The following is a 16,689-nucleotide window of genomic DNA, read 5'->3' as shown; positions in this document are numbered from 1 at the left end:
ATAAAAGAAAAATAAAGAGTATTTTAAATCCCGCCCGAAGGCGGAACTTGAAATTACTCTGTTGCCGGAGCTTCTTCTGCGGCTGCGGTTTCGAGGCCGAGAAGGGCTCTTATGGACTTGCTTCCGTATTCAACGACTTTGGCGTTTACCTGGACGATGTCGTGAGCAATTTCCTTGCCGCGCATCATCTTTCTCCTGCGCTGTCCCGGAAGTTTGGGAACATAGCCGACACCTACTGCCAGCAGAATTCTCTGTCTTCTGGGGCCTGGAAGGTCCGGTTTCATAACAAAACCGCTGCCGTCGCAGCCGCCAGTGATCTTGACTTTGTAGCCGGCGAGCCCGAAAATGGCACCGTCAACAACGTCACCGATTGATTTTCCAATTAATGCGTTTGCTTCAGCATCCTTAATGTCGATCTGGTAAGCACGCGCTTCTTTTGGGTCAGAAACTACAACTTTAAAATTTGCCATGTGAAATCCTCCAATCAGATTTATCTGTAATAATCTTTGCCTTGCCTTTTTTTATCCGGGTTTTACCTGATCTGTACCTGACTTTTTACCTGACTCTTTAATTGAGTCCCTTCTAGCTGTGAATTATACCGCTGCCCTGCATATCAGCCTTTACTTTGCCCAGAAAGGATTATCTTTTCTTTTGAGTCCGAGGAAAATATCAAAAGTTTCCTTTTCATCGGTTGAAAGGGAATCGTAGATTTCGTGCTCAAGAACCTTAGCATGCCTTTCAGGCACGTTAATATAGAGCACGTCTCCTTCTTTGATCTGCCTGCCTACGGTTGCACCGTCAATTGCCATCGCAACTTCTTTGCCCACCTTTGCAGAAGGAATATTTTCCCCTTCGGACTGCAGTCCCTTTATTTTGCCCACGACGGTTCCGTTTTCAAGCATGACATCTGCGTTTGTCCGCACGACTCCGCCAAGCACCCTTACCCCGACGACGGCAGGTTTGCTCTGCCGGAAAACGCATCCTGGAAGGATTTTAAACTTTCCCGGACGAATTATCGTTTCGAAAATCTTCTTTTCAGCCAGTTCCTGCTGTTCCTTTACATATTTCTGGTAATCTTCAATCAGGCGGTAGATCACGTCACTTGTGAGTACCTTTACGTTGCTTTCCTGCAGGAAATCTCTGGCATCAGGGTGAATCTTAACATTGAAACCTATAAGCACCGAGTAAAGGGGGTCTTCAACAGTTGAAGCCTCAACCGCGTCCCTGTGGGAGATGTCTCCTACTTCAGCTTTCCTGATAGGGACCTCATCTTTCTGGAATTCATGGACAAGGGCTTCAAGGGAGCCGAGGGTATCTGCTTTAATCATGATCCCGACTGAACCCGTATCAATCCTGACCTCATCGATCTCGGACTTTACCTGGGCTACGATATCCTCAAGGGTTTCTTCCGTCGCAACCCTTATGGGAGAGCCTGCAAGTGCGCCTTCCAGACCCGGAGCAGAGATCTTCACACCAGCCGCAGCAGTGATTTTATTCACCTGCTGGAACTTGCTCTCATAACGGATTTCAGAAAGTTCCCTTGGCTTTAAAAGAGCCCTTACCTTTGTCTGGATAGGCTCGCCCAGGCTTCCGATAACAACCGTATCTCCTTTCTTTAATGTGCCGTCATAGAGGATAACATCAAGGGTTGCTCCGAGACCTTTTTCTTCCTTTACTTCAAGGACTGTCCCTACACCCGGGCCTTTAGCATTGTACTGCAAATTTGCCTCAAGGAATTTCTGGGCAAGGCCTAAAAGCACCATAAGGACATCAGGGATACCTTCTCCTGTAACAGCACTTACAGGGACTACGCCCAGAGTTTTCTGGAAGTTTGTAACCCGGTCATAACGTTCTGCGGCAAAGCCCTGGTTATAGAGTTCACCTATTACCTCGTAGAGCTTTGTCTCAACCCGTGCCTGGACATCACCGGACTGCTTTTTGAAGGTAGCTGCAAAAGGCATATCTTTCTGTGAAACCCAGCCGCCTATCCTGTCGATCTTATTGGCGACGACAACAAAAGGAGTCTTGAACCTTTTTAATATCTGCAAACTCTCGTGGGTCTGGGGTTTAAAGCCTTCGTTTATATCAACAACAACAATTGCAAGGTCGGCAAGTGCGCCTCCTCTGCTCCTGAGGGTTGTAAAGGCATGATGTCCCGGAGTATCAATAAAAAGCAGCCCTGGCACCATAAAGCGGTCCCTGAGCCTTGGGTCTCCGAGCTTATTGACAATCACGTCTATAGGGACTTCGGTTGCTCCGATGTGCTGGGTGATAGCCCCTGCTTCTCCGCTAACAATTGCAGTACCCCTGATCTTGTCAAGCAGAGTAGTTTTCCCGTGGTCAACGTGCCCCATCACGCAGACTATAGGAGTCCGTAGATTTTTCTTGTCGGTCATATACAAAACCTCTCTCATTCCCGCGTCTTATTTGCTGCAGGTCCAGAAGGGCCCGGGTTTCCCCGGAAGGACCCATTTTGCAGGCGCCTGATAAACAAAGTCCTGGAATCGTGCCGAAAAAATCAGGTACACGAAAAGACTTTGAAGAAGCACCTGCATTACTCGTACAGACAGACCTCATCGACTCTGGAATACTTACTGATTTCAGAGTCCTTGAAGTGAATTGCAATCTCCCTTGCTGCAGCTTCGGGTGAATCGGATGCGTGAACAATGTTCCTGCCTACATCCAGAGCAAAGTCCCCACGGATAGTTCCCGGAGCAGCATCCACAGGGTTTGTAGCCCCGTTTACTGCTCTCATAACCTTAACTGCATCCTTTCCGGCAATTACCATTGAGACTGAGGGGCCGGAAGTGATGAACTCGATAAGGGAGGGGAAAAAGGGCCGTGCTGCATGTTCACCATAGTGTTCTTTTGCAGTGGCTTCGGCAATAACATTCATTCTGAGAGCGACAATCTTTAAGCCTCTCTTTTCGATTCTGGAAATAACCTCTCCGACCAGACCGCGCTGGACTCCGTCAGGTTTCACCATAACGTATGTCTGTTCCATATTGCACACCTTACTGTGTTGAACTAATACGGCATTATGCCTTTTTCAACTGGATTTTGCCTTTCTCAGTCCACTCGGTGCGGCGCGGAAGCCTGCCAAGGGCGAAGTTGCTCATGCACTTGGAGGAGCACATGAAGTAGGTAGAGCCGTCTTTTTTGACGTAGAGCTTACCGGTACCAGGCTCCAGCATCTGTCCGCAAAAATAGCATTTCCTCTGTTCCATTTATTTTCACCGCGTACCTTTTTACCTGGTAGTCAGTTTCTTTGCTTCTCTTGACGTTTCCAGAAGCATTAGAATGTCACCGATACGGACAGGGCCCACACAGTTCCTTGTGATTACACGACCCTTGTCTCTGCCTTCCAGAACCCTACACTGGATCTGGCTGGCTTCACCATGCATACCTGTGTTCCCAATAACGTCAATAACTTCGGCAGCGAAGCCGCCGGTTGTGCTTTCTTCAGCCATAATCAGCACCCCATGTTATCAGGATTATTTAAGAGCTTCAAGTTTCTGAGAAATGTCCTGGATCATTTCAGCTGCTTTTCCTGCATCTACAATTGCCACAGTTGCACAGGAGACACCAAGTCCGCTGGCTGCACCAAGATCTCTCTGGTTCTTGATGAAGATGTAAGGAGCTTTCTTCTCTTCAGAAAGAGGGCCGATATGAGCGACAATCTCTGCAGGCTCGATATCTTCGGCAATCAGGACAAGCTTTGCATTGCCTCTTTCGATTGCTTTGGTAGCTTCATTTGTGCCCTTTTTAATCTTTCCAGTGTCTCTGGCAAGTTCCAGAGCTTCAAGTGCTTTGTTTGTGAGTTCTTCAGGAACATCGAATTTAGCGAATTGTGCCATTTAAGTTTCTCCTTCGAAATTGCGGATATCGCAATTTTTCATCAATCATAGGTTTTTAACACATATCTGTCAACATTGGAGATTCAAATTCCTAGAAAAAGAACCTGAAATGCTTCAATGCGGAAAGTAAATGAGTTGAAACATAGATACTGCTAGCTAAATGCTGCAGATTGAACCTTACAAGTACATAATCACCTATAAACTTTCTGCTTGATAAGGAGGGCAATTACCTGTAAACTGAAATAAATCAACAAAAAGCAGAAAAATAAGAAAATATAAGAGAAACCCTGCGTCTGAGCCGGATATTAAGCTAAAGAAGAGAGCAAAGTAGAGGAGTAAAAGGTGGAGTGGAAAGTATAGTAGAAAGTAGAGTACAGGGTAGAGCATAAAGTAGAATAAAAAGTAGTAGAAGGTAGAGTAAAAATTGGAGCAAAAGTAGAGTAAAAGGTGAAGTCAAAGGCAGAGTAAAAGGTAGAGTAAAAAACGATAAATGCGTCATGGTTATAAGGAATGTAAGAATTTTGATTCGTATGAACACAATCTACTATGAAGCCCATAATAATCTTTACCTTAACCTTACAAACCGCTGCAGTGCAGACTGTGTCTTCTGCATCCGCAACTTTGCAGACGGTGTTTATGGGTACGACCTGAGGCTTTCAAAAGAACCGTCAACAGAAGAGATAATCGAAGCTCTTGAAGGGCTGGACCTTTCAAACTACAGGGAAATCGTGTTCACAGGTCTTGGAGAGCCTACCCTCAGGTTCGATGTGGTGCTGACAGTTACCCGCTGGCTTAAAAACCGGGGTATGAGAGTAAGGCTTGACACTAACGGGCATGCTGCATTGATTAATCCTGGACTGGATGTAGTTTCTGAACTGAAAAACGCAGGCATGGATTCGATTTCAGTCAGCCTTAATGCAGAATCCGAAGAAAAATATAATAAACTTTGCAGACCTGTCCACAAAAATGCTTACAAAGCAGTGCTTGATTTTGTAAAGAGAGCAAAAAAAGCTGGGGTTTCCATAAGGGTTACAGTGGTCAAGATCCCCGAGATTGATGTGGAAAAATGCAGAAAGGTTTCAGAAGAACTCGGTTCGGAGTTCCATATAAGAACACTATCCGAGGCTGCAAGTAAAGAAATCGGGGGAAAAGTTAAATGAACCCGGATGAAAATCCGGGCATCCTCGCATCCTCGCATCCTCGCATCCCAGATTTTCTCAGTTATTCTCGGATGAGTTGTTTTCTTCAAGGTCTTCAAAATCTTCCAGGTTATCATCCATTTCCTGTTGTTTGAGGCTTCTTCTTTTCAAGAAGAAGGCTGTACCTGCCAGAGCTCCGATCAGGAGAGCAAAAGGAAACTTTATCGAATCAAATATTTCCAGAACCTTTAAAGAACTCTCTTCAGAAGGTAACTCAAATAAACCCGAGTCTTCTTCAGTTCTGGTATTTTCAGCCGCGCTGTTTGAGGTAGCTGAAGCGTCTTCGACCTGATTTTCAATTCCCCCCGTAATTGCAGTATCTTCTGTTATAGGCAGAATAACTTTTACTGCAAGAGCAGCATCCGTTTCCCTGACCGTTTCTTTTGGCAAAAAGCTTTCGTCTCCGAGAAGCAGTGCAAAAGCTGTGGAATTTCGTTCAAAAAGATATACTGCTCCTGCATCACTACCAACAGCAATGGTTGAGCTGTCGCGAGAAACATCCAGGCTGTTAATATTCCCTCCGCAGCTGTAATTCCATAGTTCTTCCCCGCCCATATTGAGGACATAGAGGTTATCGTCCCAGCTTCCGGCTGCAATGAATGAGGAGTCTGTGGATGTTTCTACAACATAGACGTCGTCTTTTACTTTGTAATCCCATAGTTTTTCTCCGGTGCGATTGAACAGGTAAACCTTGTCGTCAAAACTTCCTGCCACAAGATGCGAGCCGTTATTTGTTAAAGAAACACTGCTGACCCAGTCCGAATTCGGGTTGTGCATCCATGAAAATTCTCCTTTACGGTCAAAAAGATAAACATTAGAGTTAGATCCCCCAGCAGCCACATAATTAGCATTCGGAGTCATGCTTACGCAATTGATCAGGCTTCCGGTCTTTTTTCCCCAGTGCGTTTTTCCCTCCCTGTCAAGGAGGTAGACGTAATTATTAGCACTTCCGATTACCACGTAAGACCCATCTCTGGAGATAGCAACACTTCGGACGGCGTTCCCTGAATCAAAACTCCATAAAAGTTTACCTTCCCCGTCTAAGAAGTAAATCTTACCGTCTTCGCTGCCTGCCGCAATGTACCGACCGTCGGAAGAAACCGCTACGCTATTGAGATTGCCTCCTGTTTTGCGGCTCCATAGCAGATCTCCTTCCCGGTTAAAAAGATACACTTTTTTATCATTGCTTCCTGCCGCAACTCGAGACCCATCTGAAGAAAGCGATACTGTATATACAATATCTTCTGTAGTATAATTCCAGAGTTGCGTCCCTTTGGAATTATAATAGTAAATTTTGTGATCAAACCCCCCGGCTACAATATAGTTCCCTGTTGAAGACATTGATACGGTATTTACTATACACCCGGTCTCATATTTGTATAACAGGTCAAAAGCCTTAAGTTCCGAAAGGTTCGCATTCCCGCTATCCTGAACAAGAGGGCCTGCAGCTTCCGCTCCTGAAATAAAGCAGAAAAACAGACCTAATGACAAAAATAACCTTATTTCCAATGAATGCCTCATATAATTTATAATGAAGTACTTTATTGCACATGAATTTTTTGTTACAGTGTACCTGCCGGGGAAAGTTCAGGGAATTTATTCAGTCAAGATTGCAGCCAGAATGAACAATAATAATTAAATTCTAAACATATTATCACTATTGTTAATATTGAAATGTTTAGAAATAAAATACTGACAAATTAACACTGACAAATTAACACTGAAAAATTAACACTGAAAAATTAACACTGAAAAATTAGCACTGGCAAATTAATACTGACAAATTAATACTGACAAATTAGCACTGAACATATAATTGGCCTGATTATGTAAGTAAGTATTTGCTCTGTATGTTATTTGACTTATACGGCAGAAAAAATTGGGAGATTCTGAAAAAAGTTACCTGATCCGTATTTAAAAAAAGGAGTTCTGGGTTAAATAGGGAATTAAAATTATGTTTATTGAATAACTGGAAGCGTGCTGGACAAATAAGGCGCTTCCTGACTAATCTGCAGTTATTTTATCGGATTTAGTCTATTTTTTACCCGAACTATTCCGGATGCAGGAAACAAAAACGGATTATGGGATGTGATTTTTAGTGACAAGAGAAGTTTGGAACACCAGAACCGGATTTATTCTTGCAGCAATAGGGTCTGCAGTCGGTCTTGGGAATATCTGGAGGTTCAGCTACATAGCGTATGAAAACGGAGGAGGGGCTTTCCTGATCCCATATCTGATTGCTCTTTTGACTGCAGGAATTCCTCTTCTGATCCTCGAGTTCGGGCTTGGAAGCAAGTTTCTGGGTTCAGCTCCAATAGCACTTAAGCGGGCAAAGAAAAGTTTTGAATGGATGGGCTGGTGGGGTGTAATTGCCAGCTTTATTATCACGACATATTACTCTGTCATAGTAGGCTGGAGTTTTGTATACCTGGTAAAAGCTTTCACCCTTGGGTGGGGCTCGGATACGGGAGCTTTTTTCAATAACGAATTATTACACGTGTCCGATTCTCCCTGGAATCTGGGAAACTTCTCCTACCCTGTCCTCATAGGGCTGCTGATGACATGGCTGATTGTCTGGGTGATTGAAAAAAAAGGTGTGCAGGCAGGAATCGAGAAGTCAAGCAGGATCTTCATGCCTCTTCTCTGGATTCTTCTAATTGTGCTTGTACTAAGAGCAATAACCCTCGAAGGCTCGATTAACGGAATAGAATGGTACCTGAAGCCGGACTTCAGCAAACTTACGGACATAAAGGTCTGGCAGGCAGCTTACGGACAGGCCTTTTACAGCCTGGGCCTTGGCATGGCAATAATGATTACTTATTCAAGTTATCTTCCGAAAAAGAGTGATATTGTAAACAACGCCTTCATTATCAGCCTGGCAGACGGAGCCTTCAGTTTCATTATGGGTTTTGCGGTTTTCGGGACTCTCGGATATATGGCTTATGCCAAAGGGCTTGGAATTGAAGAAGTAGTGGCACAGAGCATAGGCCTTGTCTTTGTAGTGCTGCCAGAAGCCCTTAATATGCTCCCTGGATTAAAAACCCTTACTGCAGTTGCTTTTTTCCTGTGCATAGTCATTGCTGCACTTTCTTCTCTCATCTCTCTTGTGGAAGCTTTTGCCTCAGCAATAATGGACAAATTTGAGATGAAAAGAAGCAAGGCAGTTGATCTTACCATCTGTTTTGGGCTGCTCTTCAGCCTTATCTATGCAACCAGAGCGGGAATTTACTGGCTTGATATCATAGACCATTTTATCAATACCTATGGGCTGATTATAGTGGGCATCCTCGAGACCGTGGCAATCGGCTGGATCTATGGTGCAGATAAAATAAGAGAATGGGCTAACGCTTATTCGGATATCAGAGCCGGAATCTGGTGGGATATCTGCATAAAAATAATAATTCCGGCTGTCCTGTTATACATTGTCTACAGAGAAACCCGGTCAAACCTTGCTGCACCCTATGGAGGCTATGACCCTGCAGCTATAATGGTCGGGGCCGGAATTATTGTCCTTGGAATTATTGTGTCTTTCTTTATGTCTTTTATTAAAAAGGAAATTGAGTAAAATGACACTCTTAACAGGCGGCATTGTTTTTAGTTTCTATTTTTTCCTCTTTTTTCTTCTTCTTGGGAAAGGCCTCTCTCCTTCGTCGAGCGTGACAAGAACGGCTCTATATGGCAAATAGGTTTTATGGGTTCGAAATATCAATAATTCAGTCCTCTTGAGCAAAGCTCACTGCTATAACTCATAAATTAATCCTCTTGAGCGAAACTCACCAACATAACCCATAAATTAATCCTCTTGAGCGAAGCTCACTGCTATAACTCATAAATTAGTCCTCTTGAGCGAAGCGAAAAGGACCGCGTGCTCCCGAGACGCAATTCTGGAGTGACAGGAGTGACCTGTTATAGCTATGGTTTCACGGGTTAGAATCGGGCACTCGGAATTTAGAGCTAGCAAAGTTATTGGTTTCATTTTACTCTAAAACTAACCGTTAGCGGTGGACAACCATAACTAAAGAATAATGAAAACGGAAAGTAAAATAAAATTAGGAGCTAATCCATAGCTCCAGATTAGAGATTAATGGGATTTAATTTCGGCTGGCTAATAGAGCAAGCAGAGATTCAACTGTTACAGCCATTTTCCATACCCATAGGAGGGGCAGCGCACAGCGGCAGGTAGTCAAACTCACTCTCATCAACCTCATATGAGTAATCGCAGATCCCGTTCTCATCCAAGTCCGTACAGTTCTGGCTGAAACCCGTACCATCGGGTTTTGCCCAGAAATTGCCCCCTATGCTGGGCCCGCCTATGATGTTTTTTCCTGAAGTTTTTGTTGTGTTCCAGCTGATATTCCTGTTGTCATAGGCGAGATCCAGATTCAAGGTGTTGTTAAAGAGATTATTATAGAAAGTATTGTTACTGCCTGAATACATGTAAAGCCCAAAATCCCTGCTTGATTCTATCAAATTATCCCTAAGTAAATTATTACTTGAATAAGAAAGAAAAATTCCCATTGAATTAAGATTTATGATATTATTCCATACAGTATTATTTTCAGAGAAAGATGTATAAATCCCATAATCATTTCCATAAATAAGATTATCTTTAATCAGATTTGAACCTGCTGAATCATGCTCGTCGGAATAAATATAGGAATAAATATAGATTCCCTGATATTTGTTCAGAGATATAGTATTATTTAAAAGGGAATTATTGCCGGATTGATTCAAAACGGCACCCTCAATGTTGTTCAGAACCATGTTATTAGTTATAGAATTTCTTTCCGAATCTTCAAGATATAAACCCCGCTCATTTTTTTCCATAGCATTATTTATAACATTATTAGAGTCGGAAGAAACCATATATACGGCATAAAGATGTTTAGAAAATACATTGCTATCAATTGTATTTTCAGAAGTATTGTATAGACATATCCCGGCTTTTCTCTCTCCTGTATAACCGGGTTCAGCGGCTATATGGAACCCTGAAATTTTAACGCCTTTTGAAGTTACATTAATAACGTCTTCAGTAGTATTGGAAGTCTTTATTATTGTATTTCCCGGGTCTCCTGATTCTGAAACTATGCTTATATTTTCCTTGTCTACAATAATATTTTCTTTATAAGTACCGGGATAAACAACGATTGTACTCCCTGGGATTGCAGAATCCACGGCATCCTGAATCCTGGAGAAATCTTTAACAGGAACTCCGTTCTCTATAAGCAGTACAGGTTCGGGATCTCTCGTAAGAGGGAAAGAATCAGTTATGCCTGTACTTTCAATAATATAAGCTGAATCACTGATGCCATCTATATCTGAATCTTTAGCATTTTCCGAAAAACCGCTTCCATCCGGCTTTGCCCAGAAGTTTCCACCCAGATAGGGGCCTCCTATAAAATTCGTTCCCCGGATCCTGTCTATGTTCCAGTGATTGATTTCACTCTTTTTCATCTTCACATCTATTGTATTGTTAAAATAATTGTCATACAGCCTGTTTCCATTAGAATCGGATAGCAGGACTCCACAGGCTGTGTTTTCTCTGAGGTTATTTCGAGTAATTGTATTATTCTCCGAAGTCTCCATCATGATCCCATAGGAATTTGCCCTTATCTCGTTATCCTGAAGGATATTTGAGATTGAACCGGACAGATAAACAGCAGACCCGAAAGAAGAATCTGTACCATATACAGTATTATTAATGAGAGTATTATTAATGAGAGTATTGTTATCTGAAGGATTAATTAGGGTGTTATTATCCGAAGAATTAATTAGGATGTTATTATCCGAAGAATTAATGAGAGTATTATTATCCGAAGAATTAATGAGAGTATTATTATCCGAAGAATTAATGAGAGTATTATTATCCGGAGGGTTGCTATCTGAAAGATCGGGATATATTCCGGAGTCTCTGTTAATTTCTGCACTGTTTTTGATGAGGATATTTTTAACGAGAGTATTTTTTACGAGAATGTTATTGCTTGAAGAGAGCAGGACGATACCGAAGACATTTTCTGTTACATTATTGCTCCTGAGGATATTCCCATCTGAAGAAGAGAGAAGGATGCCGTTCCTATTGTTTAATACAGTGTTATTGCATATTCTGCATCCGTAAACAGAATCGATATATACTCCTGCTGTTTCTCCTGATTCCCCACCTGTACCTTTCACGGTAAACCCGCAGAATGTGACATTGTTTGCATTCACATGGAAGATATTGTAATCAGGATTAAGAGCCTGAACCATGACCTCTTCAGGGTCGATTGATCTTGAGTAAATTTTCAGGCCTTCTATAGTTACAGCCACATTTTCTACATAAGTCCCCGGATAAACAAGAATGGTTGAACCTGGAGGAGCAGCCGAAACAGCCTTCTGGATTGAGTCATAATCGGCATCTGGCTCGTCATCTCCTACGGTTATGGGCACAGATTCTGGGGGTCTTGAGAGGGGAAGGTAATCGATATTTTCAGGACCGCCAATCTCATAAGCTGAATCACAGATGCCGTCAAGGTCAAAGTCCCCTGAGGTCTGAGAGAAACCCTTGCCATCCGGGTTTGCCCAGAAATTTCCCCCTATAAACGGGCCCCCGACAATATTAGTACCAGAGATAAGAGAATTATTCCAGGTATTTCCGTCACTGATTCCCAGCTTTATGTTTATAGTATTGTTAAAATAATTATTATAGACCTGCTCATCACCTTCATGGTCTGGAATAAGGATTCCGCAGTCTGCACTGGAGGTTATTGTGTTATTTGATACTTGAATGCCAGGACAAGCATCTCCTAAATTAACCCCGATGCTGCAGTTTGAGATCTTATTATTATAGATTCCAGTCCCACCTGAAAGTGAAAGGTCTATCCCGTGAAAGCAGTCAGTAATCGTATTATTCCTAATTTCTATGCTCCGATCATATGCATCGACTCCACTGGAGCAATTAATAATCGTGTTATAGGATACAATATCGCCTCCTCCGCAACAGGCAAAGCTTATTCCTGTGCCGTTTAAAATTTTATTTCCTGTTATTAAATTATTCGATGCCCATGGTCCCAGTAAAATGTAACCCTTTTCAATGATATTTCCTGTCAGATTATTTGTCACGCTTCCTTCGCTCGCAGCAATCCCATCATTGAAAAACAGGTTTTTTGAAACAGTATTGTCACTGGCATTATCAAAGCGTATTCCTCTATAGTTTTCAAACAGCATGTTTTCGGTAATAATGCAATTACTGGCATTTTCAAGTGAGATCCCGCATGGAGGCCGGTAGTGTTCGGATCCCCTGGTCTTAAAAATCTCCTCTGCTATAGAAGTAGGAATGTTTTCAGTAGCTAAACCCCTATTTAGACTCTCAGCTTCAGTAAAGTTTCTGGCGATAAAGCCTCTGGGATAGTTGGGAGGTTCTCCAGCTCCTTTAATACTAAAACCAGTAATTGTCACATTATCGGCTTTTACAAGAAAAATGCTTTCGTTTTTATTAAGAGGTTCTACAACCACATCATGCTCCCCTGATTCTGACCTGATAGTCAGCCTGGTTACATTTACAATTATATTTTCTTTATAAGTTCCAGATTTCACGATGACAGTGTCCCCTGGGGATGAGCTATTTACTGCTTCCTGAATTGACATAAAGCCCACTTCAAAATCGTCATCTACAATAATTTCCTTTGCTGATACAGGGCTATAAACTGCGCTTTCTATGAGAAAGATAGCAACCGCTAAAAGAATAATTACTCTATTTATCCCCATTTCTTGTCCCCCTCTTTAAATCGGAACAAATTTCAAAGTAAAGACATTAACTAGCTGTGTTTTTTGTTCAATAAAGGCTGATTAATTTTTTTCTTAATGAAAAATTCAGGTAGGGAGTCAGCTGCTAAAAAACCGTAAACAGAATCAAGTTCTGAGATCTGACCATGGATATATTTTCTGTTTTTTCAGTTCAAATACAATAAACAATCAGTTATATAAACGTCAGTATAATCAATAATCCATTTTCCAGGTTTAATAGCAACTCATACTATCTCTTAGCCCGATCTTTCTTATTATTTTTAAATCAGGTCAGTCTGGAGATTACGTACTTTGTACTGTTATATACTCCGTTTTTTTCATCGTGTCACTGCCTGCCGTATTGGTTACTGTTAAGGTAATATCATATACACCTGGTTTAGTAAATGTATGTGTTGCGTTAATGGCATGCTTGGAGTTAATTCCGTTTCCAAAGTCCCAGAACCATGAAGTTGGAGATTCTGTGCTATTATCCGTAAACAATACCTTCAAGGGCGCGTTTCCTGATGTCACATTCACAGAAAAATCAGCAACAGGAGCTTCCGAACTCTTAACGTTGATAAAACCGGGGTTTATGGTTGTGTTGCTGCCATTTGCATTCGCAACTGTAAGGCTGATATTATACTTTCCTGGCCTGGTAAACGTATGAGTTGCATTCATAGAGTGTTTTGAATGAATGCCATCTCCGAAGTCCCAGAGCCATGAGGTAGGAGAACCTGTACTGTTGTCGGTGAATAGTACCTTTAATGGTGCATATCCTGAAATTGGAGATGCAGAAAAGTCAGCAACAGGTGATTTAAGTTTTGATTCTTCTTTCGACGAGATAATACACATATAAATGTCATGATGTCCATTGCGCCAATCCATCCAAATTATTCTGTCACCATAGATAGCAGGCGCTTGCTGGATCGATTCATTGGTTGTAATCTGAATTTCCCTGGAAGTTGAGATATCGTACATGTAAATATCACTATTCACATTACGCCTACCCCCATCGTTCATATTACGCCAATCCTCCCACACTATCCTGTCCCCGTAGATATCAGGATATATCTGTTCTGATCCGTTTGTGGTAATCTGAGTCTCCTTCGAAGTAGAGAGATTATACATGTATATATCGGCGTTTCCGTTGCGATCATCAGCCCACACTATCCTGTCCCCATATATTGCGAGACCGTACACTGATTTGTTGGTAGCGATCTGGGTTTCTCTGGACTCGGAGAGATTATACACATAGATGTCAGTGTTTCCGGCGTCCTGGTATTCGCGGTTAACTGCCCATAGTATTCTGTCCCCATAAATAGCAATACCTAGATCACGTAGTACACTGGTTGTGATTTGAGTTTCCCTGGAAGTAAGAAGATCGTACATGTAAATATCGGTATTACCCACTCCATTACGCTCATCAGTCCAGACTATCCTGTCCCCGTAAATTACAGGATTGAACTGATTTGATTTATTAGTGGTAATTTGAGTTTCCTTGGAAGTAGAAAGGTCATACATGTAGATATCCCAGTTTCCACTGCGATTATCTACCCACACTACCCTGTTGTTGTATATCGCTGGAGAACTCTGCCATGATTCATTGGTTGTGATTTGAGTTTCCCTGAAAGCAGATAGATCATACATATAGATATCGTAATTTTCATCTTCATTGTCATTGCGAGTATCCGTCCATACTATCCTGTTCCCATTGATAGCAGGGATATACTGATCGGACTCATTTTTTGTGAGCCGAATTTCCGTAAGGATGAGTTGGCCATCTACAAGCTGAGCGGGAGGTGCAGTAAGCGGGAGATAATCAGAATCGTTCTCAGTGATATTGTGAGGCAGGTCGCAAATTCCATCTCCGTTCGAATCTATACAGACCTGCGAAAAGCCAGTCCCATCGGGCTTTGCCCAGAAGTTACCTCCCAAATAAGATCCGCCTAAAATGCTGGTTCCCGACTTTTTTGTAGTATTCCAGACAACAGGTGTCATTCCTGCTCCGTTATTTACTGCATCTGCAGTATAGTAGTTGATTGTGTCATTCAGGAGATTGACTGTGTTGTTGAATATATTGTTGTAGAATAGAGTTGTTCCAGTGTATGGAGCCTCATAACTGACCTGGTTGAGATATACTCCATATTCTTTGTTCAATGACACGTTGTTATCAGTCACCAGATTATTCCAGGCATATTCTTCCCATATCCCTATACTATTGTTTGTGATTATGTTGCTGGTGATATTGTTGCCTGATGCAGCATCTGCTACCGAGAGTCCCACATAATTGGAAGTCAGAGTATTATTGATTATCTCGTTGGCTCCTGAAAGCCGAGCTATCAAAATACCATATTTGCTGCCTGAAATCTGATTATTCGCTATATAGTTAGAATGCCCTTCAAAGAGAGTAATTCCATAGCTATCATCAGTATCTGAGATATTGTTTGATATCATATTGTTGATAATTCTGTTTTCACTGGAACTCCCCAATCCGATATAACCGCCCTGTATGGTGTTATTTTCTATCGTAACATTGGTTATGTCTCCACCTGCCTGCAATCCGATAACTGAATCAAAAAGTACATTGTCAGAGAACACACAATTAAAGCAGTGTTGACCAACAATACCAGTCGGGCCCGTATCTGCGCCCACTCCTAAAAATCTATTATTCTTTACAACACAGTACTTTACTTCTTGATTTATACTGGTGATTACATACTTCTGTATGCCAAATCCGGAAATAGTGACATTATTTTCATTTACAATAAAAACCGTAACAACAGTATCGTCAGGATTTCCGGATCCCGAAAGAATACTCAAGCCTTCTACTTTCACATCTACACTTTCGTTATAGATTCCCGGTAAAACAAGAATTACATCCCCCGGAGACGAATTATTTATCGCTTCCTGGACGGAGCTGAAATTCGCTTCAGAGCCATTACCCGCAATGATTTCTTTTGCGGATGCAGGCATGTAAACTGCACTTGCGATAAGCGCAATAGCTACTAGAATAATTATTCTGCTTGCTCCCATTAATTCACACCCCTGCTGAACCTGTCTCAAAACTCCATTTAACCCTGTTTTGAGAGTAGCTAGAATTTTGCCTACCTTGCTAGAATTTATTTCCGGTACTATAATCTATTTCCAGTAAGGTACTGACCTAAAAGGAAATGGGGATTTAAACAGGTCCAGTAAACCAATACAAATAAGAACTGTAAAAAACCCTTCCTGAACCTGTGCATTTTAATCTTCTTTTAGACAGCATAACAAAAATAACTAGAAGCGCGTCCATACATTTCAATAGTAGCTATTAACTAAATCAGGCACGAGGATTTTTACAGTATCCTTTACAGTACTCTATAGAAGAGGCTAAGCATACAGGCAGATATAATTATCTTATGACAACTGGAAAAATAAGAGAGATCGGGAGTTGAAGGGGTACGTTTTTTAAATATTGACAGAAAAAAGAAAATAACATATAAAAAATGGGATGGATATAAAAATAAAATGAATAGATAAATTAGGTTAATAAAAAAGTAAAACGAATGTAAAATAAAAAAAATAAGATAGATAACAAGAATTTAAAAGAATAAAAAAGGTAACTATTCAGATTATAGTTAACGGCGCTCCCTTGAGCGCCGCTATAATACCCTCCAAAACAGGTAATCCGTTCTTTCTAATTGTAGAGATGTAAGCTCTAATTCTGCAGAAAGCTTCCGCTCCTTGTGTTGTTCTGAAAGTTCCTGATATCTTCTGCTGTAGTTTCATCATCCTGATATCTCTTTCTGCTTGATTATTCTCAAACGGAACTTTCAAATCTGTCAGGAATCTCAGGATCTTTTCTTTATGTTCTATAAACCTATCCAGCAGAT

The 16,689-nt window shown here is 41.6% G+C and carries 12 protein-coding genes; 2 read left to right on the top strand and 10 right to left on the bottom strand.

Annotated elements, in window-relative coordinates; all coding sequences use genetic code 11:
* Positions 1–53: 53 nt before the first annotated feature.
* The 6 genes from FXV91_RS14800 to rpl7ae all read right to left on the bottom strand — a co-directional run bounded on the left by FXV91_RS14800 (position 54) and on the right by rpl7ae (position 3,857).
* Positions 54–470, bottom strand: a complete 417-nt coding sequence (locus FXV91_RS14800; RefSeq protein ID WP_229391454.1) for a 30S ribosomal protein S6e — start codon at positions 468–470, stop codon at positions 54–56.
* Positions 471–620: 150 nt separating this feature from the next.
* Positions 621–2,396, bottom strand: a complete 1,776-nt coding sequence (gene infB / locus FXV91_RS14795; protein ID WP_229391453.1) for a translation initiation factor IF-2 — start codon at positions 2,394–2,396, stop codon at positions 621–623.
* Positions 2,397–2,554: 158 nt separating this feature from the next.
* The gene (ndk, locus tag FXV91_RS14790; RefSeq protein ID WP_229391452.1) at positions 2,555–3,004 is read right to left on the bottom strand and encodes a nucleoside-diphosphate kinase; all 450 of its coding nucleotides are present in this window, start codon (positions 3,002–3,004) and stop codon (positions 2,555–2,557) included.
* Between the two features lie 34 nt (positions 3,005–3,038).
* A complete protein-coding gene (locus FXV91_RS14785; RefSeq protein WP_229391451.1) occupies positions 3,039–3,227 on the bottom strand; it encodes a 50S ribosomal protein L24e in 189 nt (62 codons plus the stop codon).
* A gap of 21 nt (positions 3,228–3,248) precedes the next feature.
* A complete protein-coding gene (locus FXV91_RS14780; protein ID WP_011034384.1) occupies positions 3,249–3,470 on the bottom strand; it encodes a 30S ribosomal protein S28e in 222 nt (73 codons plus the stop codon).
* Positions 3,471–3,494: 24 nt separating this feature from the next.
* Entirely contained in the window at positions 3,495–3,857 is a 363-nt protein-coding gene (gene rpl7ae, locus FXV91_RS14775) for a 50S ribosomal protein L7Ae (RefSeq protein WP_229391450.1), read from the bottom strand.
* 497 nt (positions 3,858–4,354) lie between these two features.
* On the opposite strand from rpl7ae, the gene FXV91_RS14770 reads away from it, so the two are divergent.
* Complete coding sequence (locus FXV91_RS14770) at positions 4,355–5,017, top strand: TatD family nuclease-associated radical SAM protein (RefSeq protein WP_229391449.1); 663 nt, start codon at positions 4,355–4,357, stop codon at positions 5,015–5,017.
* A gap of 57 nt (positions 5,018–5,074) precedes the next feature.
* Here the strand turns inward: FXV91_RS14770 and FXV91_RS14765 are convergent, their stop codons facing one another.
* Positions 5,075–6,547, bottom strand: coding sequence for a DUF5711 family protein (locus FXV91_RS14765; RefSeq protein ID WP_229391448.1), 1,473 nt, complete (start codon positions 6,545–6,547; stop codon positions 5,075–5,077).
* A gap of 607 nt (positions 6,548–7,154) precedes the next feature.
* On the opposite strand from FXV91_RS14765, the gene FXV91_RS14760 reads away from it, so the two are divergent.
* Positions 7,155–8,621 carry a sodium-dependent transporter gene (locus FXV91_RS14760; protein ID WP_229391447.1) on the top strand — a complete coding sequence of 489 codons (1,467 nt, stop codon included), beginning with the start codon at positions 7,155–7,157 and terminating at the stop codon, positions 8,619–8,621.
* A 560-nt stretch (positions 8,622–9,181) separates the two neighbouring features.
* Here the strand turns inward: FXV91_RS14760 and FXV91_RS14755 are convergent.
* The 3 genes from FXV91_RS14755 to FXV91_RS14745 all read right to left on the bottom strand — a co-directional run.
* Complete coding sequence (locus FXV91_RS14755; RefSeq protein ID WP_229391446.1) at positions 9,182–12,799, bottom strand: NosD domain-containing protein; 3,618 nt, start codon at positions 12,797–12,799, stop codon at positions 9,182–9,184.
* Positions 12,800–13,120: 321 nt separating this feature from the next.
* Complete coding sequence (locus FXV91_RS14750) at positions 13,121–15,850, bottom strand: PKD domain-containing protein (RefSeq protein WP_229391445.1); 2,730 nt, start codon at positions 15,848–15,850, stop codon at positions 13,121–13,123.
* A gap of 573 nt (positions 15,851–16,423) precedes the next feature.
* A partial coding sequence (locus FXV91_RS14745) for a transposase (RefSeq protein WP_229391444.1) occupies positions 16,424–16,689 on the bottom strand: 266 nt, incomplete at its 5' end.

It is taken from the genome of Methanosarcina sp. DH2 (assembly GCF_020804225.1).
Lineage (GTDB): Archaea > Halobacteriota > Methanosarcinia > Methanosarcinales > Methanosarcinaceae > Methanosarcina.
This window is presented reverse-complemented; position numbering and strand designations above follow the sequence as displayed.